Genomic DNA, 24,869 nt, shown 5'->3' with positions numbered 1-24,869 from the left:
CGATGACGTTGCTGAAAGTCGCCACTACCCAGATGCCGTGCACCTGGGACCTGAAAAGCAACCTCGATCGCGCCGAGCAGTTGGTGCGTGAAGCGGCCGCGCAGGGCGCCCAGGTGATCCTGTTGCAGGAGCTGTTCGCCACGCCGTATTTCTGCATCGAACAGAGCCACCACCATATGGCGCTGGCCGAGGAGTACCGCGACAGTCAGGTGCTGTCGCGCTTCGCCGCGCTGGCCCGTGAACTGGGCGTGGTGCTGCCGCTGAGCTGGTACGAGAAGGCCGGCAACGCCTACTTCAACTCCCTGAGCGTGGCCGATGCCGACGGACGCCTGTTGGGCGTGTACCGCAAGACCCACATCCCCAACGCCATCGGCTATCAAGAGAAGGAATATTTCAGCCCCGGCGACACCGGTTTCAAAGTCTGGGACACCGCGTTCGGTCGCCTCGGCGTCGGCATCTGCTGGGATCAGTGGTTCCCGGAAACCGCCCGCTGCCTGGCGTTGATGGGCGCTGAAGTGCTGCTGTTTCCGACCGCCATCGGCTCGGAACCGGGCTGCGCGGATCTGGATTCGCGGGACCACTGGCAGATGACCATGCGTGGCCACGCCGCTGCCAACCTGCTGCCGGTGATCGCTTCCAACCGGGTTGGCCGCGAAGTGGCGGGCACTGATGCGGCGCTGCAAATGAATTTCTACGGCTCGTCGTTCATCTGCAACCACAAGGGAAAAATGCTCGCCGAAGCCGATCGCGCCAGCACCGGCGTATTGGTGCAAAGCCTGGATCTGGCAGCCATGCGTGAAGATCGCCTGAGCTGGGGCATCTACCGCGACCGCCGCCCGGAAATGTACGGCGCCTTGTTGAGCCAGGACGGCCGTCACCTTAACGCCCGCTGGAATCCTCAAGGAGTCTGATATGCCTACTTCACACAAGTGGTTACTGGGCGCTCTGGGCCTGGCGCTGGCCGGTTTGATGCCTGCTGTACACGCCGAAGACAAGACCCTGCGGCTGTACAACTGGGCGGATTATTTCGCTGAAGGCACCTTGAGCAAATTCACCGCCGAAACCGGGATCAAGGTGATCTACGACGTGATGGACGGCAGCGAAACCCTGGAAGCCAAAATGCTCTCCGGCGGCAGCGGCTACGATCTGATCTTCCCCGGCGACACCGTGGCCGAACGCCTGATGCGCGCCGGCAGCCTGTTGCCGCTGGATCCTTCGAAGATCACCGCGATGAACGATATCGAACCGGGCCTGCAAAAGCTGCGCAGTCATTACGAGCATTCGAACAAGGCCACGGTGCCGTACACCTGGGGCACCATCGGTCTGACCTACAACGCCGAGCAGATCAAGCAACGCATGGCCGACGCCCCGGTCAACAGCCTCGACATGCTGTTCAAACCGGAACTGGCCGCGAAGTTTGCCGATTGCGGGATTTCGATGATCGACTCGCCGGATGAAGTACTGGCCGTGGTGCTCAACTATCTGGGCCGCGACCCGCGCAGCGCCAAGCCTGCGGATCTGGCAGCGGCCAGTGACTTGCTGATGAAGCTGCGGCCGTACATCCGCAAGTTCCAGTCGCAACCGGTGACCGATCTGGTCAACGGCAACCTGTGCCTGTCCCTCGGCTACAGCGGCGACATGACCCAGGCCCAGCGCACCTCGGACAGCGCCGGCAAGCAGACGCGCTTCCAGTACCGCGTGCCGCGCGAGGGCACCACGGTGTGGATGGACACCATGGCCATTCCGGTGGATGCCAAACATCCGGAATACGCCTACGAATTCATCAACTTCGTGATGCGTCCGGAGAACATGGCTGCGATCAGCAATTTCACCGGTTACCCGACCTCCAACGCCAAGGCCCGGCCGAACGTGGATGAGGCCATGCGCAACAACCCGGACATCTACCTCGACGAAGCGACCTATGCTCGTCTGATAACGGGCAAGGATATTCCCCAGGCCGACATGCGCGCCCGCATGCGCACTTGGACCAAATTCAAGACCGCCACTGCACAGTGATTTTTCCGGGCTGCCTTGGTGGCCCCTTACCCATCAGGAACGTACACATGCCGACTCGTCGCGAGTTCATCAAACAGGTTTCAGTCGCCGCCGGCGCAGGCGCTGCTGTCATGGGCCTTGGCCTGTCACCGGCGCGTTTGCTGGCGGCCAGCGAAGGTCGCTGGTTCATGCCCGACGAGGGCGACAAACACGAACGCACCTACATGGCCTTCGGCGCGCAGGACGCGATCTGGGAAGACTTCACCGAAGACGTCCAGGAAGCCCTCGGCCGGATCGCCCGCGCTATTGCCCGCTACGAACCGCTGACCATCTACTGCCGCAGCGGAGAACGCAGCTTGGCCGAAGAGATTTGCGGCACCTCCAATATCACCTACCAGATCGCCAACCTCGACGACATCTGGATGCGTGACATCAGCGCCAACTTCGTCATCGACGACAAGAATGGCCTGGGCGCGGTGGACTTCAACTTCAGCGGCTGGGGCAACAAGCAACAGCATTCGAAAGACGCGAAGATCGCCAAGCGCGTGGCGGCCGATGCGCAGGCGACCTACCAGCGCAGCGAACTGGTGGGCGAGGGCGGCGGCATCGAAGTCGACGGCGAAGGCACCGCGATCATGACCGAAAGCTGCTGGGTCAACGAAAACCGCAACCCCGGCTGGAGCAAGGCTGACGTCGAGGCGGAACTGAAAGCACGCCTCGGTCTGCGCAAGATCATCTGGCTGCCGGGCATCAAGGGCAAGGACATCACCGACGCCCACGTCGATTTCTACGCGCGCTTCGTCACGCCCGGCGTGGTGATCGCCAACCTCGACACCGACCCGCGCTCCTACGACAACAAGGTCACCCTGGCGCACCTGGAAATCCTGAAAAAGGCCACCGACGCCGACGGTCGCCCGTTGCAGATCCACACCGTTTCGCCACCGCTGAAACCGCGCAAGACCAAATTCAACAAAGACAACGACGATTTCGCCGCCGGTTACATCAACTATTTCGTGATCAACGGCGCGGTGATCGCCCCGGAGTTTGGCGACAAGGACGCCGACAAAAAGGCCTTCGACCTGCTGAAAAAACTCTACCCGAACCGCGACGTGGTGCAGATCAACATCGACGCCATTGCGGCCGGCGGTGGCGGGATTCACTGCGTGACCAGTCACCAGCCGGCGTGAGGCTCAGCTTCTGCGCACCGCCACGCATTTGATTTCCACCAGCAGCCCCGGATGGGCCAGCTCGCTGACACCGATGCAGGTCCAGGCGCAGAAACCTTTGGGGAACACGCGGTTTTTCACTTCACGAAACACCGGCATGTGCTGGCTCATGTCGACGTGATAGGTGGTCATCTCCACCACATCGTTGAACGTGCAGCCACCGGCCTTCAGCACTTCGTCGAGGTTTTCCCAGGCGCGGATGAATTGCTGCTCGGGGTCTTCGATGACTTGCAAATCAGCGGTGCGGCCCACCTGACCAGCGCAATAAAGCGTGTCGCCGACCAGAACCGCCGGGGCGTAACCGGCGCGTTCGACGATGGTTTTCATGGATTCGGGGATGATGATTTTGCGATCGGGCATGGTGTTTTCCTTCAATGACGGATTTCAGCGACCGTGCGCGGCCGCTGCCAACTGCTCGGTATCCACCCGCACGAATACCGAATCACCCACCGCCGTCAGCACTTCCCCGGCGTAGACCTCGCAGATCACCCGGGTCTTGCGCCCGACTTCACCTTCGACTTTTGCCTTCAATGTCAGCGGCACGCCCATTGGCGTTGGTTTGATGAACTTGATGCCGAGGTTGCCGGTGACGCAGTTGATGCGTGGCAGGGTCTCGGGTTCGCGTTGCTCGGTCCGATAGTGGTAGGCCATCGCCGTCCAGTTGGAATGGCAGTCCACCAGCATGGCGATCAGGCCGCCGTAGACCAGTTCCGGCCAGCCGCAGTATTTGGCCTCGGGCACATGCTCGGCCATGACGTGCACGCCGTCTTCGTGCCAGAAACTTTTGATGTGCAGCCCGTGGGGGTTACGGCTGCCGCAGCCGAAGCAGACGCCCTCGGGGGCGGCGGTGTCTTGCAGGGAAATGTCGGGGGTGGCCATGCCGGGATCATCCTTAAACTGTAAGCCGAACCCCGCGGATTCTAACCCCGAATGCTCACCGTGAGGATTGCTCCTTCGCGGCGGGCCGGGGAGGATCGGTCAGCAGTTTTTTGCGAGTCGTCGAGTGGTTCGGCAATTGCTCACTGATGTCCCAGATTTCCAGCATTTTCGCGTATTCGAAGGCGTGGCGCGGGCTTTGCTGAATCCACTGCTGGAACGCGTGGCGTTCGTCAGGTGTGCAATCGTCCTCCTGCAGGCGCAGGCACCAGTGCGCTGCCTGGTTCAGGATTTCTTCATCTGCGTCGTTCATTGACGGTTTCCACGATGGCCGGAGAGGGCATTCTACGTTCGCCCTTGCAAAAAAAACGTCAAAACGTGTCGAAGATTTACACGGTCAGTGCAGGTAAAACGGACAGAAAACGCGGCAAACGGACAGATCGCGCCGCTATTTCTGGCCCTCGCGCAATTGTCATATTCGGTCACATTTCAATGCAGATAGTGGGCAGCCCAACCTGTTTCCAGTGAGGCTGCCCCGTGTTTCAACGTCTTGTGTGTTCGCTGTCCGTGCTGAGTCTGTCCATTGCTGCCGCCCAGGCCGCCGATCTCGATACCTCGCGTCTGGCGGGCATCGACAATTTTCGGGATATCGCAGGCACCACCACCGCCTATTCCACGGCCCATGACGGCACAATGCGCGCCGGTGTGTTCTACCGCTCCAATGCCCTGACGCCGACGGCGGCGGACCTGGCGACCCTCAACGGTCTGGGGATCAAGTCGGTGTACGACCTGCGCACGCCCAGCGAAATTGCCAGCACGCCGGACACGATGCCAAGCGGTGCGACCTACCAGAACATCGACATCATCGGCAGCACCACCTCCGGCGCGAACATCACCACCGTGTCGTTCAAAAGCGCAGCCGATGCGATTGCGATGATGCAGGAGACCAACCGCGCGTTCGTCAGCGATGCCGGCATGCGTGGTCAGTTCGGTGCGCTGTTCAATGAACTGGCCGGTGTCGACGGCGCCGCGTTGTTCCATTGCACCGCCGGCAAGGACCGCACCGGCTGGACCGCTGCCGTTCTGTTGAGCATCGCCGGCGTGGATAACGCCACGATCATGAGCAATTACCTGGCGACCAACGACTACACCGCCGAACGGGTCGCCAAGACCCTGGCGATGATGCCGCCGAGCATGGCCGCGATCTACGCGCCGCTGCTGGGTGTCGAGGCGAGTTATCTGCAAGCGGGCCTCGATCAGGTGGCCGCGCAGTACGGCAGCATGGACAACTACCTCAAGCAGGGGCTGGGTCTGTCCCAGGAAACCATCTATGTGCTGCGCGGCAAAATGGTCGAGTACAACAGCCTGCCGGGTCAGGCCGGGCTTATCGGCAACGCTGCCGCCGGTGCGCAACTGTTGCGGGAGTTGCAGAACAGTAAACTCTCGGGCACCTACAGCGCCTACAACTACTACCTGCAATCGGCCATCGACGCCGGCACCCTCGGCGGTGTCGAGTCCACGGTCGGCGGTCAGGTGCACGCCGATGCTGCGAGTTACCTGCTGCGTCAGAACGCAATGATCGAGCAGGCCGCCGCGCCGTTCGCCAGCGGCACCGACCTCAAGGTCGGCCAGTACCGGTTGTGGAGCACCGCGCTCGCCGGTTACCTGGGCACCGACGGTTCGGCCCATGCGCAAAGCAGCAACGAACACAGTCAGGGCCTGATGGTTGGCGTCACTCAGCGCTTCTCCGAACAATTCAGCGCTCGCGGCGGCATCGGTTACAGCAAAGGCTCGGTGGGCGGCGCAGGTGGGGAGGCTGACACCGATTTCACCTTCCTCGACCTTGGTGCCCGTTATGGTTTCACCAGTCTGGAACGTGGCCTGTTTGTCGATGCCAACATCAGCGCCGGTTATGTCGACTACGACAGCAAACGCGACCTCGGCGGCGGCCTCGGCTCGGCGAAGGGCGACACCCACGGTAATCTCAGCGGCGCGACGCTGGCGCTGGGTTATCGCATGCCGCTGAACACTGTGATTCTGGAGCCGAGCCTCGGCGTGCGGGTCAGCCGTCTGGACCTGTCGGGCTTTCAGGAGAAGGGCAGCGAATTGGCCCTTAATGTCGATGACATTCAGGAAACCCGCCGCAGCGCCGTGGCCAATCTCGACGTCTCGTTCGCCCCGATGTCGATGGGCGCGTGGCAACTGGTGCCGGGCGTGCGGGTCGGTTACGAGCATGTGCTGGGCGATCATCAGGTCGACAGCGAAGGGCACCTGCTGGGGCTGGATATCGAGCAGCGCGCGGCGTTCGACAATCGCGATCAGTTCAGCGGCGGCGTCAACCTGATGGCCAACCTCGGTGCCCTGAGTCTGGGTGCAGAAGTCGGTGCCAGCGGTGGCGGCGACAGCCACGGTTTCAGCGGCGCGCTCAAGGCCAGTTATCAGTTCTGATCAACTGAAGGTGAAGAAAAAGGATTGCCTCAGCGCAATCCTTTTCGCACCTCGGCCGGGCTCACGCCGTAGGCATTCTGGAAATACTGGCTGAACCGGCCGACATTGCTGAAGCCCAATCGCAGCGCCACCTCAGTCACCGACGGCGAAACGCCCTGACGCAACGTTTCGTAAGCGCGCTCCAGCCGCACCTGCCGCTGATACCCGACAATCGACACCCCGGCAAACCGTCGAAACCCTTCCTGCAATGCGCGCAGGCTGACGTTGGCCAGCCGCGCCAGATCCGTGCCACTGACCTGAATCTCGGGATGCGCCTGAATGTAATCGATCGCCTGCCGCACATGCCTGGGCGCAATCAATGCCTCTGGACGGCGCAAGGCCTCGCTGAAGTTGTGTGGCCAGGCCTCCAATACCGCGTCCACCAGCATCTCCCGCAGCCGTGACGGCATCAGCGAGCCAGCGTTCAACAGCAGATCGAATTCCGCACCGGTGGCCAGATCGATCAGCGCGCGAATGCCCTGAAACGCCGGGCTGTTCAGATCCACCCTCGGCTCGAAATGCAGCTTGTGCACGATCGGTTTGCCCAGCAGGGTCGACAGCCGTTCGGTGAGCGCCGCACGGCTGATCGACACGCCGTGCTGGGCATGATTGTCGATAAAACGCATCGAACGCAGGTCAGCCTTGTCGATGGCCAGCCCCACATCGCACAGCCCCACGGATTCATGGTTGAACACGATTTTGCCGGCGGTGGGAATGACGAAGGTGATTTCATCGAACGGCTCGGGGAAGGCGACGGTGAAATCGCCCCGGTAATGCATGCGCCGGAAACTCACGTCTTCGTACCGCCCGTAAACGCCGCCAATGATGATGTCTTTGGGCGGCGGTGGTGTGTCGCCATAACGGTTGCCGAACATTCGCGAGAACAGGGCGCCGAAGTCGTCACTGGCCATGTTGTCGGATCGCAGGATGAGGGTCTGGCGTGTCGGGCTTGAGTACACCGGGAGGGTCACCTTGGTGGTCGGGGCATCGGGGCGCGACGACGTTACCAAGGGAGAATGACGCCGATGTGACAACGTTCGATGCTGTGCGTGAACGCCACGCACAGCATCGAGCGAAGCGGGGTCAGGTGTGATGGATGTCCCGATCCTTGGTTTCAGGCATGAAGAAGATCCCGAGAATCGCCGTCATCACCGCAATCACGATCGGGTACCACAAGCCGTAGTAGATATCCCCGGTGGCCGCGACCATCGCGAACGCCACGGTCGGCAGGAACCCGCCGAACCAGCCGTTGCCGATGTGGTACGGCAGCGACATCGACGTGTAGCGGATGCGCGCCGGGAACAGCTCCACCAGCCATGCCGCAATCGGGCCGTAAACCATAGTCACGTAGATCACCAGAACGGTCAGCAGGAGCAGCACCATCGGGTAATTGGTCTTGGCCGGATCGGCTTTTTCCGGGTAACCGGCTTCTTTCAGCGCGGCGCCGAGGCTGGCGGTGAAGGCGTCGTTACGGGTCTTGAAGTCAGCGGCTGGCAGGGTGGTGCCTTCGAAGCTTTCGATGACCTTGTCGCCGATACGCACCTGAGCCACGGTGCCCGGTTCCGCCACCACGTTTTCGTACGGGATCGCCCGTTTGGCCAGGATGGTTTTCGCCAGATCGCAGGAACTGGTGAATCTGGCCTTGCCCACCGGATCGAACTGGAACGCGCACTGATCGGGGTCGGCGATCACCTTGACCGGGTTCTTCTCCTGGGCCACGAACACGTCGGGGTTACCGTACTGGGTCAGCGCATGGAAGATCGGGAAGTAGGTCACCGCCGCCAGAATGCACCCGGCCATGATGATGCCCTTGCGCCCGATGCGGTCGGACAGGCTGCCGAAAATCACGAAGAACGGCGTACCGATCAGCAGTGAACCGGCGATCAGCAGGTTCGCGGTCTGCGGGTCGATCTTCAGGGTTTGCAGCAGGAAAAACAGCGCGTAGAACTGCCCGGTGTACCAGACCACCGCTTGCCCGGCGGTGCCGCCGAGCAGGGCCATGATCACGATTTTCAGGTTGTCCCAACGGGCGAAGGACTCGGTCAGCGGGGCTTTCGACGACTTGCCTTCTTCCTTCATTTTCTTGAACACCGGCGACTCGTTCAGTTGCAGCCGGATGTACACCGAGACCGCCAGCAGCAGGATCGACAACAGGAACGGAATCCGCCAGCCCCAGGCCTCGAACGCTTCGGTGCCCAGCGCGGTACGGCAGGCGAGGATCACCAGCAACGACATAAACAGGCCCAGGGTCGCGGTGGTCTGAATCCATGACGTGAAATAACCGCGTTTGCCCTTCGGCGCATGCTCGGCCACATACGTTGCCGCACCGCCGTACTCGCCGCCCAGCGCCAGGCCTTGCAGCAAGCGCAGGGTAATCAGAATGATCGGCGCCGCGACCCCGATGGTCGCGTAACCGGGCAGGAACCCCACAATCGCCGTCGACACACCCATGATCACAATGGTGATCAGAAACGTGTGCTTGCGCCCGATCATGTCGCCCAGCCGCCCGAACACAATCGCCCCGAACGGCCGCACCGCAAAGCCTGCGGCGAAGGCGAGCAGGGCGAAGATGAACGCCGTGGTCTCGTTCACCCCGGCAAAGAAGTGCTTGGCGATGATCGCCGCCAGGGAGCCGTAGAGGTAGAAGTCGTACCACTCGAACACCGTGCCGAGCGACGACGCAAAGATGACCTTGCGCTCCTCTCGGGTAACGCTGTGGTGCGGGGCACTGCCTGTGGACATGCTGTCGAGTACTGCCATGGGTGTTCTCCGTCGTGCTTGTTTTTGTAGGCCGGAGCACTTCATCAACGTCGCGTACCCAAGGCCTGTGGCGGATGCCGGTTCAGGTATTTCGTGGAGCGTGCACAGAATCACCGCCCCGCGCGGGAGGGCGGGGTTTCATTGAGCATAATTGGGATTGGGGGGATATCCAGTTGGGGGCTGGGTGAGGGCAGTGACGGAGATCGGATAGTTAATTCGAGGGGACTCAGGGTATGGAAAAAGAAGTAAAAATGATAAGTGAAATACCAAATGAATATAAAAAACTGATATTTCTGACAGTGTTTTTTTCGAGCCGCAAACGGAAGTATATGGCGGGCCTGGATTGTTAATGGCTAAGGATTGGCAGGGGAGCGAGTGAGTGTTTCTCCTTTGGTCATTGGATGTTGACTTTGTTTTTCAAGGACAAGGATATGAAAAATTCTAAGCTGCTTGGCTGCACGGCGCTTCTCTCGTTGGTTTTAACTGGTCAAAGTGTTTTTGCTGAAGATTCCGGCTGTGAGGAAGCATGGGGTAAAAGTAAAGCCAATAACACTTGTAAATTCGAGTCCAAGGACATTACGCGGAGTGGTGAGTCCTGCATACTGTGTTAAATCAAGTGGTACTCAGAGCATTGTTTACAATACTCGTTTGCACAACTCTCCCGGTGGTGGTGGGCCAAGTAATCCTCCCGCTGCAGTAATTCCACTTAATAGTGTGCGTGATTTGAATAATTGTAATGGTGTTCTGAAGGCGGGCTCATGCTAGAAAGTCAAAAATTGAGAGGGTCGTGGACTCAAAAAGGGACGCGTTTATTTGATTGCCCCTGTTGATGTTGATTTGTAGAGATTGAAAATAAATCTGTCCCCTTTGAAATTCCCTTTGAAATTCCTTTGAAATTAAATTAGCTAGTTGGAGTATGCCTAATGACTGATATCGAATCCGGCGTGGAGATGATAGGCGATATGCCAGAGCAATTTGAAGCTTTGGAGGATAACGTGCACTATAGAGTTGAATTGAAAGGCGGATTGATTTGCGAAGGTGTGATTACTGCTTATTGGGATGGACAGGTTTGGTCGGCGACTATTCAATCGATTAAAGAAGGGCATCGCACTTTTCGACCTGAGGATGTTGTATCAATAACAAGTCTTGAGTGAACGACCAAAAGAATCTGAGGGGCAGATTTATTTAATCGTCCCCTTTTGACGTTAAGCACTTGTCTCTGGCTGTCCTCTCTCTCTGAATTCAATGCGTCTTCCGGTGATCTTTTCGATCTCGTCGACGAATTTCATGTTGCCAGTGAGCTGGCCGCGCTGCAGCGCACCCCTGATGAGTTGCAATTCATTGGTGGGTGTAGCCATTCCAACAAACGACTTATAGCGCTCACGCCGGGTGGCATCGTCAGGTCCTAACGCCAGGATGCAAGGATCTTTAACCAGCCAGGTGCTTTCTGAAAGTCGTTCAGTTTAGAGCGGGGCGACGCTGAAGCAGGCAGGATGTTCCAGAGGATGTATCCGGCTGAACTGAGGAGATGAACTAATGAGTTGGCGTCTAGTGTTTTTATAGCTGTTCAGAATTTAGGTTGTTCTAAATAAATATTAAAGACTGTCATTTCTATCAGGTGCGGTGGCGGATGTTTGTGTTGATACTTTTGGTGGGTTGGGTCGGGAAGTAATCTATCCCCTTTTTATTTATTTGTTGAATGGAGTTTTTAACATGGCTGAAGTGCTTAGTTTTAAATATTTAAATGTTCCTTTGGGCGTTTCGACGGAGCAGGTCGCCGAGAGGGCTCGGCGACGTTTTGGCGTGTCTACATTAGACGTAGTTAGGAACGGCGGAGAAGGAGAAGTTGAGGTTCGCTATATTCCTGCGACAAGCAGGATGCAGAAGGACGTTTCGCTTCTCACTCCTTTATCTACACTTGAGTGGGAGAATAATTAATAAGTCAAAAGGGGCAGATTTATTTAATCGTCCCCTTTTGATTTGTGTGGTAGCGAAGATAAGTTTCGGCGGTGCGGTTTACTCCGTCGGCACGACATTATCCAACACCTGATTCACCGCCAATTCCGCCAGCATCACGATCTGTGCGATGCCTTGTGCGGTTTTGCGGTGGGGGCCTTCGAGGGCGTCGACGAGGTTGTTGAGCATGACGTTGGCCGAGCCCAGGGTTTCGCAGGCGTCGGCGAGCAGGGATTCGGTGTTGCTGGCCGGGTTGGCCTGGTAGAGGCGGTTGGGAACGTAGGGCGTGGCCATGATGTAGGGGGCGGGCGGGCCGAGGTAGTAGTTGAGGGCGCGTTCGGCGGCTTCGTTGAATTTTTTGGAGTCAGGGCATTCGTAGGGGGATGTTGGATTGGTGATGCTGGCCGGGTCGGTGACCGGGGGATTCGGAGTTATTTTGAACATTGGCTCTAACCTCTCTAAGGAGTGAGGCTGCAACCATCTCGCTGCTAAACGAATTAGGGTGGCAGCTGCGCGCAGGTTAGCAGACCGATGAGCCAAGCAATCGGCGCACCCGAAGGTGCCCTGCGCACAGCCACCATCAAGCTCAGAAATACCTGAATTGATAGAGACTTGTACGGCTTGACTCGACGGGCTGCTAAACCCGATCACTGCAAATCAGTGACCCGATCCAAGTTACCGGCCGACCCCAAGGCGCACAAGCCGGCGGATTCTGGCGTAGCGGTAGGCTCTGGCGCAAGGATTTGTAGGCATTCGGAAGCATTCCGACATGTCTTTAAACGGCGCGATCCAAACCTGTTTATCGATCCTTGCCCAACGAGGAGAAACCTGACGCTTTACGCCCCAAAACCATTCGTCGCCAGCCTCGCACTCATCACGCCGCCCCTCGCTCAAAAGCTGCATGACCAAAACCATCAACGCCCAAGACTTGCACATCGACCTGCATCCGCTGAACGAATCAGCGCTGTTCAAATGGCTGCTCGCCAGTTTCCTGATGGGCAAACGAATCCAGGCCGAGATTGCCGCCGAAGCCTATCGAGTGATCGTTGAACAGCACCAGCGCGACACCCCGCGCAAACTCGCCCACTGCACTCACCGCGAACTGGTGCGGATGCTCGGCCAGGCGCATTACGTGCGCTACGACGAAACCACCGCCGAACGCTTGCTGGCCTTGGTCGCCAGACTGAATGACGAATATGCCGGGCGGGTAATGAACATGGTCGAGGCGAGCGCCGACCGCCAGGACTTCGAAAAGCGTTTGCAAGCCTTCGACGGCATCGGCCCGAAAACCGTGGAAATCTTTATGCGCGAAGCGGGCAAGGTGCTGTTTTGAGTGTGCCGTCGATCTTCATCGGTTGCGCCGGCTGGAGCCTGCCCCGGCAGCACTGGCCGGCCTTTCCGGAGCAGGGCACTCATCTGCAACGTTATGCCGCGCTGCTCAATGGCGTGGAAATCAACAGCTCCTTCTACCGTCCGCACAAACGCCAAACCTACGCCCGATGGGCCGAGTCGGTGGCGGACGGGTTTCGCTTCTGCGTGAAGATGCCGAAGTCCATCAGCCATGAGCGACGTCTGTGGGACTGCGAACATGAGCTCGACGCCTTTCTCGAGCAGTGCTCGGGACTGGGTGATCGCCTGGGTTGCCTGCTGCTGCAGTTGCCACCGTCGCTGGTGTTTGACGAAGCGGTTGCCGAGGCGTTTTTTATCGGCTTGCGCCAGCGCTATTCCGGGGCCGTGGTGCTGGAGCCGCGCCACGAATCCTGGGCCGCCGCCGAACTGCTGTTGATGGCGTATCGCATCGCGCAAGCGGTGGTCGATCCCTCGCGGATCAGCACCGATGCGGCTCCGCACGGCTGGCCCAACGTGCGTTATTGGCGGCTGCACGGTTCGCCGCGCATTTATTACAGCCCCTATGGCTCGGCGTATCTGAAAACGCTCGCCGGTGATTTGCGGGTGGCGGCTGTCGATGGCGTCGACACCTGGTGCATCCTCGACAACACCGCCAGCGGCGCGGCAATCGGCAATGCGCTGGAGCTGCGGCGGATACTGGCGCACGGCTGACACTCGATGTCTGGTCTTCCAACCGGCGAGCGTGTCTGTAAACTGGCCGCCCGAAACGGCGCCCGATGGCGCCGTCCTCACTGCCAGCGAAGGACTTTCCCATGGCCAACCAAGACATCACCTACACCCCGGACCCGGATGCAGACTCGATCTCTTCGGACGTGACCGAATTCAACGGCATCCTGATGTCGACCCAGATTCCGACCCGTTCCGACGGCAGCCTGGAACTGGGCGACGTCACCGCGCAGAGCGAATGCACGTTGCAGGCGCTGAAAGTGGCGCTGGAAAAGGCCGGCAGCTCGATGGATCGCGTGCTGCACCTGACCATCTACCTGACCGACATGGCTGATCGCGCTGCGTTCAACGAGGTGTACAAGCGCTACTTCGCCAAGCCATGGCCGGTGCGCGCGGCGGTTGGCGTGGCGGCGCTGGCGGTTGAGGGGATGAAGGTGGAAGTGACTGCGATGGCTGCCAAGGCTTGACCCCGTAATGATCGTTCCCACGTCGAGGCGTCGAACCGTCCGCGTGGGAATGCCTCAAGGGACGCTCCGCGTTCCAGCTCTGGAAGGGACGCGGAGCGTCCCGGGCTGCATTCCCACGCAGAGCGTGGGAACGATCTGTGACGCCGGGCGTGGGAATGCCTCAACGGACGCTCCGCGTTCGGCTCTGGAAGGGACGCGGAGCGTCCCGGGCTGCATTCCCACGCAGAGCGTGGGAACGATCAGTGACGGACTGCGTGGGAGCGATCTGATCGTGACGGGTTGAAAACAGCCACCCGGCAGCACAGGCGTGCCGGCCACGCGTTTCGCGGCTACAATGCGCGCCTCGACCGTGACAGCCTGACTAAAAAAACATATGTCCTTGCCCAAACATCACCTGGAACTGCTCAGCCCCGCCCGTGACGTGGCCATCGCCCGCGAGGCCATCCTGCATGGCGCCGACGCGGTGTACATCGGCGGCCCGAGCTTCGGTGCGCGCCACAACGCGTGCAACGAGGTGAGCGAAATCGCCGAACTGGTGGAATTTGCCCGTCGCTATCACGCGCGCATCTTCACCACCATCAACACCATCCTGCACGACAACGAACTGGAACCGGCGCGCAAGCTGATCCATCAGTTGTACGACGCCGGCGTCGATGCGCTGATCGTCCAGGACCTGGGCGTGATGGAGCTGGACATTCCACCCATCGAGCTGCACGCCAGCACCCAGACCGACATCCGCACCCTTGAGCGGGCCAAGTTCCTCGATCAGGCCGGTTTCTCGCAACTGGTACTGGCCCGTGAACTGAACCTCAAGGAAATTCGCGCAATCGCCGATGAAACCGATGCCGCCATCGAGTTCTTCATTCACGGCGCGTTGTGCGTGGCGTTTTCCGGTCAGTGCAACATTTCCCACGCGCAGACCGGGCGCAGTGCCAACCGTGGCGACTGCTCCCAGGCCTGCCGTCTGCCGTACACCCTGAAAGACGAAAAGGGTGGCGTGATCGCCTACGAAAAACACCTGCTGTCGATGAAGGACAACAACCAGAGCGCCAACATCCGCGCGCTGGTCGAGGCCGGTGTGCGTTCGTTCAAGATCGAAGGTCGCTACAAGGACATGGGCTATGTGAAGAACATCACCGCCTATTACCGCCAGCGCCTCGACGACGTGCTCAACGATCGTCCGGACCTGGCCCGCGCCTCCAGCGGCCGCACCGCGCATTTCTTCATGCCGGACCCGGAAAAGACCTTCCACCGTGGCAGCACCGACTACTTCGTCAGCGAACGCAAGATCGACATCGGCGCGTTCGATTCGCCGACCTTCACCGGTCTGGCGGTGGGCGTGGTCGAGAAAGTCGGCAAGCGTGACATGCAGGTCATCACCCACGAGCCGCTGTCCAACGGCGACGGTCTCAACGTGCTGGTCAAGCGCGAAGTGGTGGGTTTCCGCGCCAACATCGCCGAAGCCAAGGGCGAGTTCGAGGAAGAAGGCGAGAAGCGCTACCGCTACCGCGTCGAGCCGAACGAAATGCCGGAAGGCCTGTACAAGCTGCGCCCGAACCACCCGCTGAACCGCAACCTCGACCACAACTGGCAGCAGGCCTTGCTCAAGACTTCTGCCGAGCGTCGGATCGGCGTGAGCTGGCTGGCGAAGCTGCGTGAAGAGCGTCTGGAACTGACCGTGACCAGCGAAGAGGGCATCAGCGCCAGCGTCGCGCTGGAAGGCCCGTTCGGCGTCGCCAACAAACCGGAACAGGCGCTGGACACCTTGCATGACCTGCTCGGCCAGCTCGGCACCACCGAGTACCACGCGACCTCGATCAAACTCGATGCGCCGCAAGCGTTCTTCGTCCCGAACTCGCAGCTCAAGTCGTTGCGCCGTGAAGTGATCGAAGCGCTGACCGCCGCCCGTGTTGCCGCCCACCCGCGCGGCTCGCGCAAGGCCGAGACCACGCCACCGCCGGTGTATCCGGAGGCGCATCTGTCGTTCCTGGCCAACGTCTACAACCAGAAGGCTCGCGACTTCTACCACCGTCACGGCGTGAAGCTGATCGACGCGGCGTACGAGGCCCACGAAGAAGCGGGCGAAGTGCCGGTGATGATCACCAAGCACTGCCTGCGGTTCTCCTTCAACCTGTGCCCGAAACAGGCCAAAGGCGTGACCGGTGTGAAGACCAAGGTCGCGCCGATGCAGCTGATTCACGGCGATGAAGTGCTGACCCTGAAGTTCGACTGCAAGCCGTGCGAAATGCACGTGATCGGCAAGATGAAGGGCCACATCCTGAATCTGCCGCAGCCGGGCAGTGTGGTGGGGCATATCAGCCCTGAGGATCTGATGAAAACGATCCCGCGCGCGCCGCACTGATTCAGAGGCTGCTGTGTGATAAATAAAAAAAACCGGTGACGAAAGTCACCGGTTTTTTTATGCCTGCCAGAAACTCAACTGGCTTCGTAGCGCGATCCTGTCTGCGGCGCCGCTTCGCCGCTCAACGCATCGACCATCGGCGGATGGTCCTGTGCCGCCTGACGCAGATCCTCGGTCACCCGCAGCTCTGCACCGGTCGGCGAGAAGGTCGCTGCCGCCGCAAACGGCGCCGGATTGGCCGGCACCGGACGCTTGCCGCGACGCCAGAAGAAGAACGTCACCATGCTCAGGTTGACCAGCGCGAAGGCCCAGAACAGGCCGGTTTCGCCATGGGCGTTCATCGCCGGCGAGATCAGTAGCGGGCTCATCGCTGAGCCCAGCGAATTAATCAGCAACATGCCCTGAATCATCGGCACCAGGGTTTCAACCGGTGCACGGTCGGCAGCGTGGCTGACGGCCACCGGGTACAGCGCGAACACGCCGCCGCCCAGCAGGAACAGCATCGCCGCAAGCATGGCCGAGGACAGCGGCACCAGCACAATCACCAGCGACAGCACCGTGCACGCGGCGCACAGCACGGTCAGCACTTGCAGGCGATCCTTGCGGTCGGACCAGCGCCCAACCGGGTATTGCAGCAGCATTGCGCCGAGGATCGTCCAGGCCATCATGCTGCCGACTTCGCCGACGTTCAGGCCGATGCGTTGCAGGTACAGCGGCAGCAGGGTGTAGATTGCCGCGATGGTCACGCCGGAGCCGAAGCACCCGACCAGCCCGGTGGGCGATACGCCGAGCAGCGCCCGTGGCTTGAGCGGTTCGACCTGTTCCAGCAGCGGCGAAACGCGCGGCAGGATCACGATCGGCAGCACCGACAAGGTCGCGAGCATGCCGGCGACCATGAACGGCGCCGTGTCGCCCAGCCCGGTGATTTTCCCCAAAAACGCCTGACCCAGCACGCCGGCGCCGTAGAGGACGATCATGTACAGCGCGAGCAGGCGGCCGCGAATTTTCGCGTCACCGGCCAGCAGCAGCCAGCTCTCGATCACCAGAAACACACCGACCGTGGCCCAGCCGTTGATCAGTCGCAGCACGACCCAGCCCCAGGTGTCATAAAACAACCCTTGCAGCAGGATGGTCGCGGCGATCAGCGAGGCGAAGCTGCTGTAGGCGCGGATGTGGCCGATGCGCAGGATCAACCGGTCGTTGAAGATCGCGCCCAGCGTCAGGCCGATGAAATAGGCCGAGGACACGATGCCGATCATCGTCGCCGATTCGCCGGCCGCGCCCAGACGCAGGGTGGTCAAAGAAGACAGAAAGCCGTTGCCCAGGGCAACAATGAATAGCCCGAGCAGGGGCGCCAGCGCCATGGCCAGCAAACGCGGTGTCATAAAAACCTCAAGTGATCGAACAGCGGAACGTGCGCCTCTGCGCATGCGAGTGCCAAGCCGAAGTGTGTTGAAGACAAACGACCGCCGAACGGGCAGGACGATTGAGCCAGGCGCGCTTCGTGGAAGTGGCCGGCTGTTCAAACCTGAGGGTTGTCATGGCTGCGGGCAGGCGCCGTTCGGGCGACTGCAAGAGGAGGCGCGATTTTAAGCCTTGTGCAGCGTTTGCCAAGGTGCCGGGCCTGCGACGTTGGGACGCAGGCCGGCGGGGATTGGGTGACTGATCGTTCCCACGCTCCGCGTGGGAATGCAGCCCGGGACGCTCCGCGTCCCTCCCAACGCCGGACGCAGAGCGTCCATGGAGGCATTCCCACGCAGAGCGTGGGAACGATCAAGGTCAACGGCGTGGGAACGATTTCTGGATGGGTGCTTGCGTCGTTCGCGAGTAATTTGCTGCGGCGCCGGTTAGCATGGCGCTACAACAATGAAACCGATGGACCCCACCTTGATCGAACGACGCCAATTCAGCGGTGGCATGAAGGGCAAGAACCTTCGCTACCTGAACGAGCCCGCCAGTGGGCCGGGACGTATGACCCGCACCGGGTTCGTGCTGCTGGAGCATTTTTCCCTGCCGGCCTTCACCCAGGCGCTGGACACCCTGGTCACCGCCAATCTGCTGCGCCCCGGTCTGTTTTACACGTGCACCTTTGGCTTGAGCGACGGTGAAGTGATCAGCGACCTGGGGCTGGTGATCCGCCCGGACGCGCGCCTGGAAACCAGCGTGTTGCAGGAACTGGATCTGCTGGTGATCTGCGGCGGTTACCGTACGGAATTGAAGGCGAGCGACGAGTTCATCAACCTGCTGAAAATGGCCGCCGAGGCTGGCGTGATACTGGCCGGGTTGTGGAACGGCGCGTGGTTCCTGGGTCGGGCAGGGGTGCTGGAAGGTTATCGCTGTGCGATTCACCCGGAGCATCGGCCGGCGCTGGCGGAAATTTCCAAGGCGACTCAGGTCAGCAGCGAACCCTATGTGATCGACCGCGACCGGTTGACCGCGTCCAGTCCCTCCGGCGCGTTCCACATGGCGCTGGACTGGATCAAGGGCCTGCACGACAAGGCGCTGGTCGAAGGCATCGAAGACATTCTGGCGTTCGAGGAATCGCGTTACCGGCGGATCAAACCGACCGAGAACCTCTGCGTCAGCGCGCCACTGCGTGAAGTGGTGAAACTGATGGACGCCAACCTCGAAGAGCCGCTGGAACTGGAGCAACTGGCTGTGTATGCCGGGCGTTCCCGGCGTCAACTGGAGCGGCTGTTCAAGGAGCAACTGGGCACCACGCCGCAGCGTTATTACATGGAACTGCGCATCACCGAGGCTCGGCGGCTGCTGCAACACACCGAGCTGTCGCAGGTGGACGTGCTGGTTGCCTGCGGATTCGTGTCACCGAGCCACTTCAGCAAGTGCTACAGCGCCTATTTCGGTTATCGCCCGTCCAAAGAAAAACGGCTCGTCAAATGACGAGCCGTTTGGCGTGCCGCTTCAGAGGTGATCGGCGTCGATGATCGCCTGAGCGAAGGCTTTCGGGTCTTCCTGCGGCAGGTTGTGACCGATGCCACCGTTGATCAGGCGGAACTGGTATTTGCCGGTGAAGCGTTTGGCGTAATCCTCGGGCGCCGGGTGCGGGGCGCCGTTGGCATCGCCTTCGAGGGTGATGGTCGGCACGCTGATCGACGGCGCGGTGGCGAGTTTCTGTTCCAGTGCCTCGTACTGGCTTTCACCCTGCACCAGGCCCAGGCGCCAGCGGTAGTTGAACACGGTGATGGCGACGTGATCCGGGTTCTGCAACGCCTTGGCACTGCGGTCGAAAGTGGCGTCGTCGAAGGCCCATTTCGGTGACGCCAGTTGCCAGATCAGCTTGGCGAAATCATGGGTGTTCTTGGTGTAACCCGCCTCACCACGGTCTGTGGCGAAGTAGAACTGATACCACCATTGCAGCTCGGCCTTGGGTGGCAGCGGATTCTTGCCGGCGGCCTGATTGCCGATCAGGTAACCGCTGACCGACACCAGTGCCTTGACCCGCTCCGGCCACAGCGCCGAAACGATGTCCGCCGAACGCGCGCCCCAGTCGTAGCCGCCGAGCACGGCTTGCTTGATCTTCAGGGCGTCCATGAAATCGATCACGTCACTGGCCAGCGCCGCCGGTTGACCGTTGCGCACGGTCTTGTCGGACAGGAAGTGCGTGTCGCCATAACCCCGCGCATACGGCATCAACACCCGATAACCCTTGGCCGCCAGCAGCGGCGCGACGTCGTCGTAGCTGTGAATGTCATACGGCCAGCCGTGCAGCAGAATCACCACCGGGCCATTGGCCGGGCCGGTTTCGGCGTAGGCCACGTCCAGCAGGCCAGCCTTCACGTGTTTCAGCGGGCCGAAGGGCAGATCGGCCTTGACGCTGGCGGCTGCGGTCTTGACCGGCTCCGGTGCTGAAGTTTGCGCTTGAGCGAAGGCGCCGAACTGCAACAGCGCGGTGGCGAGAATCGACAGGCCCAGCAGGCGGCGACGGTTTTTCCCGGTGGTGACGGTGGCGTGTGGTGCGTGCTTCATGGCAAGTCTCCTTATGATCGGCGAGGGCCGGGTTCTGGCTGAACCCTTCGAATCTGGAGCCCATTAAAGACTGGCCACGTATCTGCGCTGTTTCCGTTTTCATCAGCTGATGCGCGGGCATGTATCCGGGAGGCGTTCGTACACACTGCGATACAAACCAGCGGCCAACAAAAAGCCCCGAATGTTCGGGGCTCTTGCTTGTCTTGGGCTTCAGGCCTGAGTGACGTGCTTGGGCCCGGCCAGCGCCCAGGCGATCAGCCCGAACAGCGGCACAAACACGATCAATACGATCCAGACGCCTTTGTTGCTGGCTTTCCCCTCACTCTTGCGCACCCGGTTGATCGCCCACAATTCGATGAGCAAAAGCACGACGGCCAGTACGATCCACGTGGTTTCAATTTGCATGAGCTACCTCCTGATGGTCTTTGACTTAGGCGGGCCGTGACACTCAGGGTTCATTAAATTTGCTGAATGGCCTGCCTGGCTCACGTGCACAAATGTTCTAAACCCATCGGCAAAGTCGCGGTAACGTAGACGTCCTTGACGAACAACCACTGCCTTCGGAGCCTTGCTTGGACAAACGCAACTGGATCGACTTGTCTCAGGATGCCGACACCGGGATCGAGTCGATTCGTGCCCATTTTCAGGGGCATGCCTACGATCCACACTGGCATGACAGCTTTCTGGTGGGCGTCACCGAGCAGGGCGTGCAGCAGTTTCATTGCCGGCGCGTGCGCCATCTGAGTACGCCGGGCAAGATTTTCATGCTGGAACCGGGTGAGATCCACGACGGGCATGCGCCGACGGAGGAGGGTTTCACCTATTCCATGCTTTACCTCGACCCGCACTGGCTGGAGCGTGAATTGCGCGTGCTGTTCGAGCATGCGCCGGACAACAGCCAGCTCGGGTTCACCGATACCCTGAGCCAGGATTCGCGCCTGTCCACGGCCATCAATCAGGCCTTCAACGCCTTGCATCAAGGCGACTTGCGCATCGTGCGCCAGACCGCCATCGACACCTTGCTCGGTGCGCTGACGTCCCACCTCGACTGGCGCAAGCGCCAGCCGTTCGATCCGCGCCTGCCACGGGTGGCCCAGGTGGCGCGGGACTATCTGCATGCGCATGCCTTCGAAGACATCGGGCTGGACGACCTGGCCCAGGCCTGCGGGGTCGATCGCTTTCGTCTGACCCGTGCGTTCAAGGCCGCTTTCGGGCTGGCGCCGCATGCCTATCTGATCCAACTGCGCCTGGCCCGCGCCCGACAGTTGCTGGCGCGCGGCGAAACACCCGCCACCGTCGCCAGCGCCCTCGGTTTCGCCGATCAAAGCCATCTCGGGCGCTGGTTTCGCCGTGCCTATCACCTGACGCCGGCGGCCTACCGCAAGCGCTGCTCAAACCTTCCAGACTGACCCCCCGCGCAACCGCGACCATGGCCTCCTGTTTTGATTCGGGAGTCCTGTCATGGAATCGTTGCTGCCCTTTCTGCTGTTTTCCTTCGTCGCCTCGATCACCCCGGGGCCGACCAATATTCTGGTGATGAGCCACAGCTCACGGCGCGGCATGACGGCCACACTGCCAATCATCTTCGGTGCGTGTGTGTCGGCGGCGCTGGTGGTGTTGGTGGTCGGACTCGGCGTGGGGGAAACCTTGCTGCGCTATCCCCGTGTCCAGCAGGCGATGGCCTGGGCCGGGGTGTTGTGGCTGAGCTGGCTGGCGTGGCAGATCTTTCGCAGCACGCCGCCGTCGCTGGACTCGGCAACAGCGGCTGATGACGGCTTCAACGTGTTCGGCGCCGCCGGCCTGCAATTGATCAATCCCAAGGTGTGGATGATGGCCGTGGCGGTGGTGAGCGTATTTGCTGGTGGCAGCGAGGACACCGCCCGGATGGCGATGTTGTCGCTGGCGTTTCTGCTGGTCAGTCTGCCGTGCATGACGGCGTGGGCGCTGTTGGGCGTGGGCAGCGCGCGGTTCTTTGGCTCGCCCCGGGCATTGCGGCGCATGAATGCCGTGCTGGCGGTTTTGTTGTTGCTGTCGGCTTGGTTGGCGGTGTTGGTCTAGGAGTCGGTGGTTTCCGCATTCCCAACAGGAATGCACCGCATAAAATCAATGAATTTCTATTATCGATTCTCGTGACGTAGGGTGCTTCAAGGACACGGAGAAACGACCTTGAACGCTTCCTCTACTGAAAAATTCGACACCTCCCGCGCCAATGAATATGGCAAGCAGAGCCGCATTGCGCTGGCGGGCTATGACGCTTGCCATGACCTTGCCGCGTGCATGCTGGCGGCCAGCTTGGGTAATGCCGGTTCGCCGCGGATTCTGGCGGTGGGCGCAGGCGGGACAGCTCAGGAAATCATCGCGATGGGGGCTCTGGAGCCAGGCTGGCGATTCATGGCGGTTGACCCTTCCGAGCCGATGCTGGCGGTGGCGACCGAGCAGTTGCGGTTGCATGACTTGCTGGCGCGAACGGATCTGCATCTGGGGCCGGTCGATGATTTGCCTGCCGATGAGTCATACGACGCCGCCACGGTGATCGGGGTTCTGCATCATCTGGAAGGCGATGAGGCCAAGCGAGTGCTTCTGCAATCCATTCGGGCACGTTTAAAACCGGGTGCTCCGCTGATCGTGGCCGGCAATCACTACGCCTATGCGAGCCAACCGTTGCTACTGGAAGCGTGGGGACAACGCTGGCGCCAGAACGGGGCCAGCGCCGATGAGGTAAAGGCCAAACTGGGGAAAATTCTTCAGGGCGCTGATCCTCCGCATTCCGAGGCGGCGGTTCAAAAGCTCTTGCATGAGGCCGGATTCGGCGAGGTCACCCGGTTTTTCAGCAGCCTGTTCTGGGGCGCGTGGTTGACGCGTCGAGTGCGTTGATCCGGGGGCGAGCGACGAATCCGACCACACGCATTTGAAATCCCCGCCGTTGCCCCCCAGAATCGCGCCCCGATCCGGCCACCAGTGCCGGGCGTTCAGAGTGAAAGGGGTTGCGGTTGAACGAACAGACATTGTCCATGCGCCTGGAGCGGGTGGCGGCGCACGTGCCCGCCGGTGCGCGGCTGGCTGATATCGGCTCGGATCACGGCTACCTGCCGGTGGCCCTGATGCGCCGTGGCGCGATCGCGGCGGCGGTGGCGGGCGAGATGGCCGAGACGCCGTTCCGTTCGGCGCAACGCACCGTGCGCGAAAACGATCTTGAGCAGCAGATCACCGTGCGCCTGGCCAATGGTTTGATAGCCGTCGAACCGGCAGACGGGGTCACGGCAATTACTGTGTGCGGCATGGGCGGCGAGACCATCCGCGACATCCTCGAAGCCGGCAAGGCGCGCCTGAGCGGCCGCGAACGTCTGATCCTGCAACCCAACGGCGGCGAGCAACCGCTGCGCCAATGGCTGATGGACAACGACTACCGCATCCTCGTTGAAGAAGTCCTGCGGGAGAACCGTTTCGACTACGAGATCATCGTTGCCGAGCGCGACGGGCCGGTGAGCTACACCGCCGAGGAACTGTACTTCGGCCCGCTTCAGTTACAGGCGCGCAGTCCGGCGTTTGTCAGCAAATGGCAGCACCGCCTGCGCCACAAACAGCAGACCCTGACTCACTTCGGTCGGGCGCGGCATGCGGTATCCGAGGAGAAAATGCAGGATCTGGCGCGGCAGGTGCGGTGGATTACTGACGTGTTGGCGTGAAGGGCTGATCAGTGATGCGCGCTGCTTCGCGTCTCTGCGAGTATCCGCACCGCGTCACGCGAGGGCGGCAAGCCGAACACCCGTGCGTAATCGCGGCTGAACTGCGTAGCACTTTCGTAACCGACTTCGAACGCCGCGCGGGTGACGCTTCTGGCATTGGCCACCATCAGCTTGCGGGCCTGTAGCAGGCGAACGCGCTTCTGGTATTGCAACGGACTCAGCGCCGTGACGGCTTTGAAATGCCGATGAAAGGCTGACACGCTCATCGACGCGAGTTGCGCCAATGCGTCCACGCGAATCGGTTCGGCAAAGTCCTGGCGAATGTGCTGAATGGCCAGATTGACGCGAGCCATGGCGCTGTCGGGGGCCGCAATGTCGCGCAGCATCCAGCCGTGGGGGCCTTGCAGGACTCGATACAGAATCTCCCGTTCGTAGACGGGCGCGAGGGCCGCGATCTCCTCCGGCCTCCCCATCAGGCGCAACATGCGCACCCAGGCATCCATCAACTCAGGCGTGACAGCGGCCACCGAGAAACCGCTGTCCTGTTCGTGCTGCCCGAGCGGTTTGGGCAAGTCGGCCAACAGGGTCGTCAGCACCACCGGATCCAGTGTCAGACTGATCGCCAGGTAGGGCTCGCCGTCCGCAGAGGGGTGAACCTGGCCCACCGCCGGCAGATCGATGGACATCACGAAATAGGTCGCCGGGTCGTAATGAAGCGTACGATCGGCGATGGTCATGCATTTGCTGCCCTGCAGAATCAGGTTGATCATCGGTTCGTAAACGGCGGCCAGCATGTGCTCGGGGATTTCACCCTGAACCATGGCAACGCGCGGGATACCCGTCTCCGTGCGGCGGTTTTCGGCGTGTTGCGCCAGGGCGCGAAGTTCTGTCAGTTGATTATTCATGCCAGGCATCTGAACCCACGCGATCACTCCCACGCAAGCAAAAAGCAGAAACAGGCAGGTTTCGAAGAGGAACGGCTGCGCTCGCC

25 protein-coding genes are annotated in these 24,869 nt (G+C 60.8%); 15 read left to right on the top strand and 10 right to left on the bottom strand.

The window, feature by feature from the left end; translation table 11 throughout:
• Nucleotides 1–2: 2 nt before the first annotated feature.
• The 3 genes from aguB to CAF80_RS08835 are packed head-to-tail and all read left to right on the top strand — an operon-like array spanning nt 3 to nt 3,182.
• The gene (gene aguB / locus CAF80_RS08845) at nt 3–911 is read left to right on the top strand and encodes an N-carbamoylputrescine amidase (protein ID WP_085667193.1); all 909 of its coding nucleotides are present in this window, start codon (nt 3–5) and stop codon (nt 909–911) included.
• Nucleotide 912: 1 nt separating this feature from the next.
• Entirely contained in the window at nt 913–2,016 is a 1,104-nt protein-coding gene (locus CAF80_RS08840) for an extracellular solute-binding protein (protein ID WP_039773096.1), read from the top strand.
• A gap of 47 nt (nt 2,017–2,063) precedes the next feature.
• Complete coding sequence (locus CAF80_RS08835; RefSeq protein WP_039773098.1) at nt 2,064–3,182, top strand: agmatine/peptidylarginine deiminase; 1,119 nt, start codon at nt 2,064–2,066, stop codon at nt 3,180–3,182.
• A 3-nt stretch (nt 3,183–3,185) separates the two neighbouring features.
• On the opposite strand, the gene CAF80_RS08830 is transcribed toward CAF80_RS08835, so the two are convergent.
• The 3 genes from CAF80_RS08830 to CAF80_RS08820 are packed head-to-tail and all read right to left on the bottom strand — an operon-like array spanning nt 3,186 to nt 4,410.
• Nucleotides 3,186–3,581, bottom strand: coding sequence for a RidA family protein (locus CAF80_RS08830; protein ID WP_039773100.1), 396 nt, complete (start codon nt 3,579–3,581; stop codon nt 3,186–3,188).
• A 24-nt stretch (nt 3,582–3,605) separates the two neighbouring features.
• Nucleotides 3,606–4,100 (bottom strand): PaaI family thioesterase, encoded by a 495-nt coding sequence (locus CAF80_RS08825; protein ID WP_085667192.1) that lies wholly within the window; start codon nt 4,098–4,100, stop codon nt 3,606–3,608.
• A 55-nt stretch (nt 4,101–4,155) separates the two neighbouring features.
• A complete protein-coding gene (locus tag CAF80_RS08820; protein ID WP_085667191.1) occupies nt 4,156–4,410 on the bottom strand; it encodes a DUF4880 domain-containing protein in 255 nt (84 codons plus the stop codon).
• A gap of 224 nt (nt 4,411–4,634) precedes the next feature.
• On the opposite strand from CAF80_RS08820, the gene CAF80_RS08815 reads away from it, so the two are divergent.
• Entirely contained in the window at nt 4,635–6,545 is a 1,911-nt protein-coding gene (locus CAF80_RS08815; RefSeq protein WP_085667190.1) for a tyrosine-protein phosphatase, read from the top strand.
• Nucleotides 6,546–6,574: 29 nt separating this feature from the next.
• Here the strand turns inward: CAF80_RS08815 and CAF80_RS08810 are convergent, their stop codons facing one another.
• Together CAF80_RS08810 and CAF80_RS08805 are read right to left on the bottom strand one after the other, a co-directional pair.
• Nucleotides 6,575–7,543 (bottom strand): AraC family transcriptional regulator, encoded by a 969-nt coding sequence (locus CAF80_RS08810; protein ID WP_085667189.1) that lies wholly within the window; start codon nt 7,541–7,543, stop codon nt 6,575–6,577.
• A 124-nt stretch (nt 7,544–7,667) separates the two neighbouring features.
• Complete coding sequence (locus tag CAF80_RS08805) at nt 7,668–9,344, bottom strand: MFS transporter (protein ID WP_085667188.1); 1,677 nt, start codon at nt 9,342–9,344, stop codon at nt 7,668–7,670.
• Nucleotides 9,345–10,267: 923 nt separating this feature from the next.
• Between CAF80_RS08805 and CAF80_RS08800 the strand changes: the two genes are divergently transcribed.
• Both CAF80_RS08800 and CAF80_RS28520 read left to right on the top strand, forming a co-directional pair.
• Nucleotides 10,268–10,498: a hypothetical protein gene (locus CAF80_RS08800; RefSeq protein WP_039773112.1), complete on the top strand. Its 231-nt coding sequence runs from the start codon at nt 10,268–10,270 to the stop codon at nt 10,496–10,498.
• A gap of 559 nt (nt 10,499–11,057) precedes the next feature.
• Nucleotides 11,058–11,282, top strand: a complete 225-nt coding sequence (locus tag CAF80_RS28520; RefSeq protein ID WP_139831664.1) for a hypothetical protein — start codon at nt 11,058–11,060, stop codon at nt 11,280–11,282.
• A gap of 78 nt (nt 11,283–11,360) precedes the next feature.
• Here CAF80_RS28520 and CAF80_RS08795 read toward each other — a convergent pair whose 3' ends face one another.
• Nucleotides 11,361–11,744, bottom strand: coding sequence for a DUF6124 family protein (locus CAF80_RS08795; RefSeq protein ID WP_085667187.1), 384 nt, complete (start codon nt 11,742–11,744; stop codon nt 11,361–11,363).
• A 457-nt stretch (nt 11,745–12,201) separates the two neighbouring features.
• On the opposite strand from CAF80_RS08795, the gene CAF80_RS08790 reads away from it, so the two are divergent.
• From CAF80_RS08790 to CAF80_RS08775, 4 genes are all read left to right on the top strand, one after another.
• Nucleotides 12,202–12,633 carry a DNA methylase gene (locus tag CAF80_RS08790; RefSeq protein ID WP_085667186.1) on the top strand — a complete coding sequence of 144 codons (432 nt, stop codon included), beginning with the start codon at nt 12,202–12,204 and terminating at the stop codon, nt 12,631–12,633.
• The gene (locus tag CAF80_RS08785) at nt 12,630–13,361 is read left to right on the top strand and encodes a DUF72 domain-containing protein (RefSeq protein WP_085667185.1); all 732 of its coding nucleotides are present in this window, start codon (nt 12,630–12,632) and stop codon (nt 13,359–13,361) included. Before CAF80_RS08790 ends, CAF80_RS08785 begins: the two co-directional genes overlap by 4 nt.
• A gap of 101 nt (nt 13,362–13,462) precedes the next feature.
• Nucleotides 13,463–13,843: a RidA family protein gene (locus CAF80_RS08780; protein ID WP_039773120.1), complete on the top strand. Its 381-nt coding sequence runs from the start codon at nt 13,463–13,465 to the stop codon at nt 13,841–13,843.
• Between the two features lie 373 nt (nt 13,844–14,216).
• Complete coding sequence (locus tag CAF80_RS08775) at nt 14,217–16,205, top strand: U32 family peptidase (RefSeq protein ID WP_085667184.1); 1,989 nt, start codon at nt 14,217–14,219, stop codon at nt 16,203–16,205.
• A 74-nt stretch (nt 16,206–16,279) separates the two neighbouring features.
• Here the strand turns inward: CAF80_RS08775 and CAF80_RS08770 are convergent, their stop codons facing one another.
• Nucleotides 16,280–17,590, bottom strand: a complete 1,311-nt coding sequence (locus CAF80_RS08770) for an MFS transporter (RefSeq protein ID WP_085649078.1) — start codon at nt 17,588–17,590, stop codon at nt 16,280–16,282.
• Between the two features lie 490 nt (nt 17,591–18,080).
• Here CAF80_RS08770 and CAF80_RS08765 point away from each other — a divergent pair, with 490 nt between their 5' ends.
• Nucleotides 18,081–19,106 (top strand): GlxA family transcriptional regulator, encoded by a 1,026-nt coding sequence (locus CAF80_RS08765; protein ID WP_085667262.1) that lies wholly within the window; start codon nt 18,081–18,083, stop codon nt 19,104–19,106.
• A gap of 21 nt (nt 19,107–19,127) precedes the next feature.
• Here CAF80_RS08765 and CAF80_RS08760 read toward each other — a convergent pair whose 3' ends face one another.
• Entirely contained in the window at nt 19,128–20,192 is a 1,065-nt protein-coding gene (locus CAF80_RS08760; protein ID WP_085667183.1) for an alpha/beta fold hydrolase, read from the bottom strand.
• 210 nt (nt 20,193–20,402) lie between these two features.
• Complete coding sequence (locus CAF80_RS08755) at nt 20,403–20,597, bottom strand: PLDc N-terminal domain-containing protein (RefSeq protein ID WP_041475233.1); 195 nt, start codon at nt 20,595–20,597, stop codon at nt 20,403–20,405.
• A gap of 167 nt (nt 20,598–20,764) precedes the next feature.
• On the opposite strand from CAF80_RS08755, the gene CAF80_RS08750 reads away from it, so the two are divergent.
• The 4 genes from CAF80_RS08750 to CAF80_RS08735 all read left to right on the top strand — a co-directional run bounded on the left by CAF80_RS08750 (nt 20,765) and on the right by CAF80_RS08735 (nt 23,878).
• A complete protein-coding gene (locus tag CAF80_RS08750) occupies nt 20,765–21,601 on the top strand; it encodes an AraC family transcriptional regulator (RefSeq protein ID WP_085667182.1) in 837 nt (278 codons plus the stop codon).
• A gap of 52 nt (nt 21,602–21,653) precedes the next feature.
• A complete protein-coding gene (locus CAF80_RS08745) occupies nt 21,654–22,250 on the top strand; it encodes a LysE family translocator (RefSeq protein WP_074690811.1) in 597 nt (198 codons plus the stop codon).
• A 108-nt stretch (nt 22,251–22,358) separates the two neighbouring features.
• Nucleotides 22,359–23,066, top strand: a complete 708-nt coding sequence (locus tag CAF80_RS08740; protein ID WP_074690812.1) for a class I SAM-dependent methyltransferase — start codon at nt 22,359–22,361, stop codon at nt 23,064–23,066.
• A gap of 116 nt (nt 23,067–23,182) precedes the next feature.
• Nucleotides 23,183–23,878, top strand: coding sequence for a tRNA (adenine(22)-N(1))-methyltransferase TrmK (locus tag CAF80_RS08735; RefSeq protein WP_074690813.1), 696 nt, complete (start codon nt 23,183–23,185; stop codon nt 23,876–23,878).
• A gap of 8 nt (nt 23,879–23,886) precedes the next feature.
• On the opposite strand, the gene CAF80_RS08730 is transcribed toward CAF80_RS08735, so the two are convergent.
• A complete protein-coding gene (locus CAF80_RS08730) occupies nt 23,887–24,783 on the bottom strand; it encodes an AraC family transcriptional regulator (RefSeq protein ID WP_074690814.1) in 897 nt (298 codons plus the stop codon).
• Nucleotides 24,784–24,869: the final 86 nt, after the last annotated feature.

The organism is Pseudomonas sp. B34(2017), assembly GCF_002112915.1.
GTDB lineage: Bacteria > Pseudomonadota > Gammaproteobacteria > Pseudomonadales > Pseudomonadaceae > Aquipseudomonas > Aquipseudomonas pharyngis.
This window is presented reverse-complemented; position numbering and strand designations above follow the sequence as displayed.

Coding starts and splice junctions, on each gene's coding strand:
- CAF80_RS08770 (WP_085649078.1), bottom strand. CDS start 17,590: ATGACACCGCGTTTGCTGGCCATGGCGCTGGCGCCCCTGCTCGGGCTA.
- CAF80_RS08830 (WP_039773100.1), bottom strand. CDS start 3,581: ATGCCCGATCGCAAAATCATCATCCCCGAATCCATGAAAACCATCGTC.
- CAF80_RS08730 (WP_074690814.1), bottom strand. CDS start 24,783: ATGAATAATCAACTGACAGAACTTCGCGCCCTGGCGCAACACGCCGAA.
- CAF80_RS08755 (WP_041475233.1), bottom strand. CDS start 20,597: ATGCAAATTGAAACCACGTGGATCGTACTGGCCGTCGTGCTTTTGCTC.
- CAF80_RS08745 (WP_074690811.1), top strand. CDS start 21,654: ATGGAATCGTTGCTGCCCTTTCTGCTGTTTTCCTTCGTCGCCTCGATC.
- CAF80_RS08775 (WP_085667184.1), top strand. CDS start 14,217: ATGTCCTTGCCCAAACATCACCTGGAACTGCTCAGCCCCGCCCGTGAC.
- CAF80_RS08760 (WP_085667183.1), bottom strand. CDS start 20,192: ATGAAGCACGCACCACACGCCACCGTCACCACCGGGAAAAACCGTCGC.
- CAF80_RS08805 (WP_085667188.1), bottom strand. CDS start 9,344: ATGGCAGTACTCGACAGCATGTCCACAGGCAGTGCCCCGCACCACAGC.
- CAF80_RS08790 (WP_085667186.1), top strand. CDS start 12,202: ATGACCAAAACCATCAACGCCCAAGACTTGCACATCGACCTGCATCCG.
- CAF80_RS08835 (WP_039773098.1), top strand. CDS start 2,064: ATGCCGACTCGTCGCGAGTTCATCAAACAGGTTTCAGTCGCCGCCGGC.
- CAF80_RS08795 (WP_085667187.1), bottom strand. CDS start 11,744: ATGTTCAAAATAACTCCGAATCCCCCGGTCACCGACCCGGCCAGCATC.
- CAF80_RS08800 (WP_039773112.1), top strand. CDS start 10,268: ATGACTGATATCGAATCCGGCGTGGAGATGATAGGCGATATGCCAGAG.
- CAF80_RS08825 (WP_085667192.1), bottom strand. CDS start 4,100: ATGGCCACCCCCGACATTTCCCTGCAAGACACCGCCGCCCCCGAGGGC.
- CAF80_RS28520 (WP_139831664.1), top strand. CDS start 11,058: ATGGCTGAAGTGCTTAGTTTTAAATATTTAAATGTTCCTTTGGGCGTT.
- CAF80_RS08765 (WP_085667262.1), top strand. CDS start 18,081: ATGGACCCCACCTTGATCGAACGACGCCAATTCAGCGGTGGCATGAAG.
- CAF80_RS08820 (WP_085667191.1), bottom strand. CDS start 4,410: ATGAACGACGCAGATGAAGAAATCCTGAACCAGGCAGCGCACTGGTGC.
- aguB (WP_085667193.1), top strand. CDS start 3: ATGACGTTGCTGAAAGTCGCCACTACCCAGATGCCGTGCACCTGGGAC.
- CAF80_RS08840 (WP_039773096.1), top strand. CDS start 913: ATGCCTACTTCACACAAGTGGTTACTGGGCGCTCTGGGCCTGGCGCTG.
- CAF80_RS08780 (WP_039773120.1), top strand. CDS start 13,463: ATGGCCAACCAAGACATCACCTACACCCCGGACCCGGATGCAGACTCG.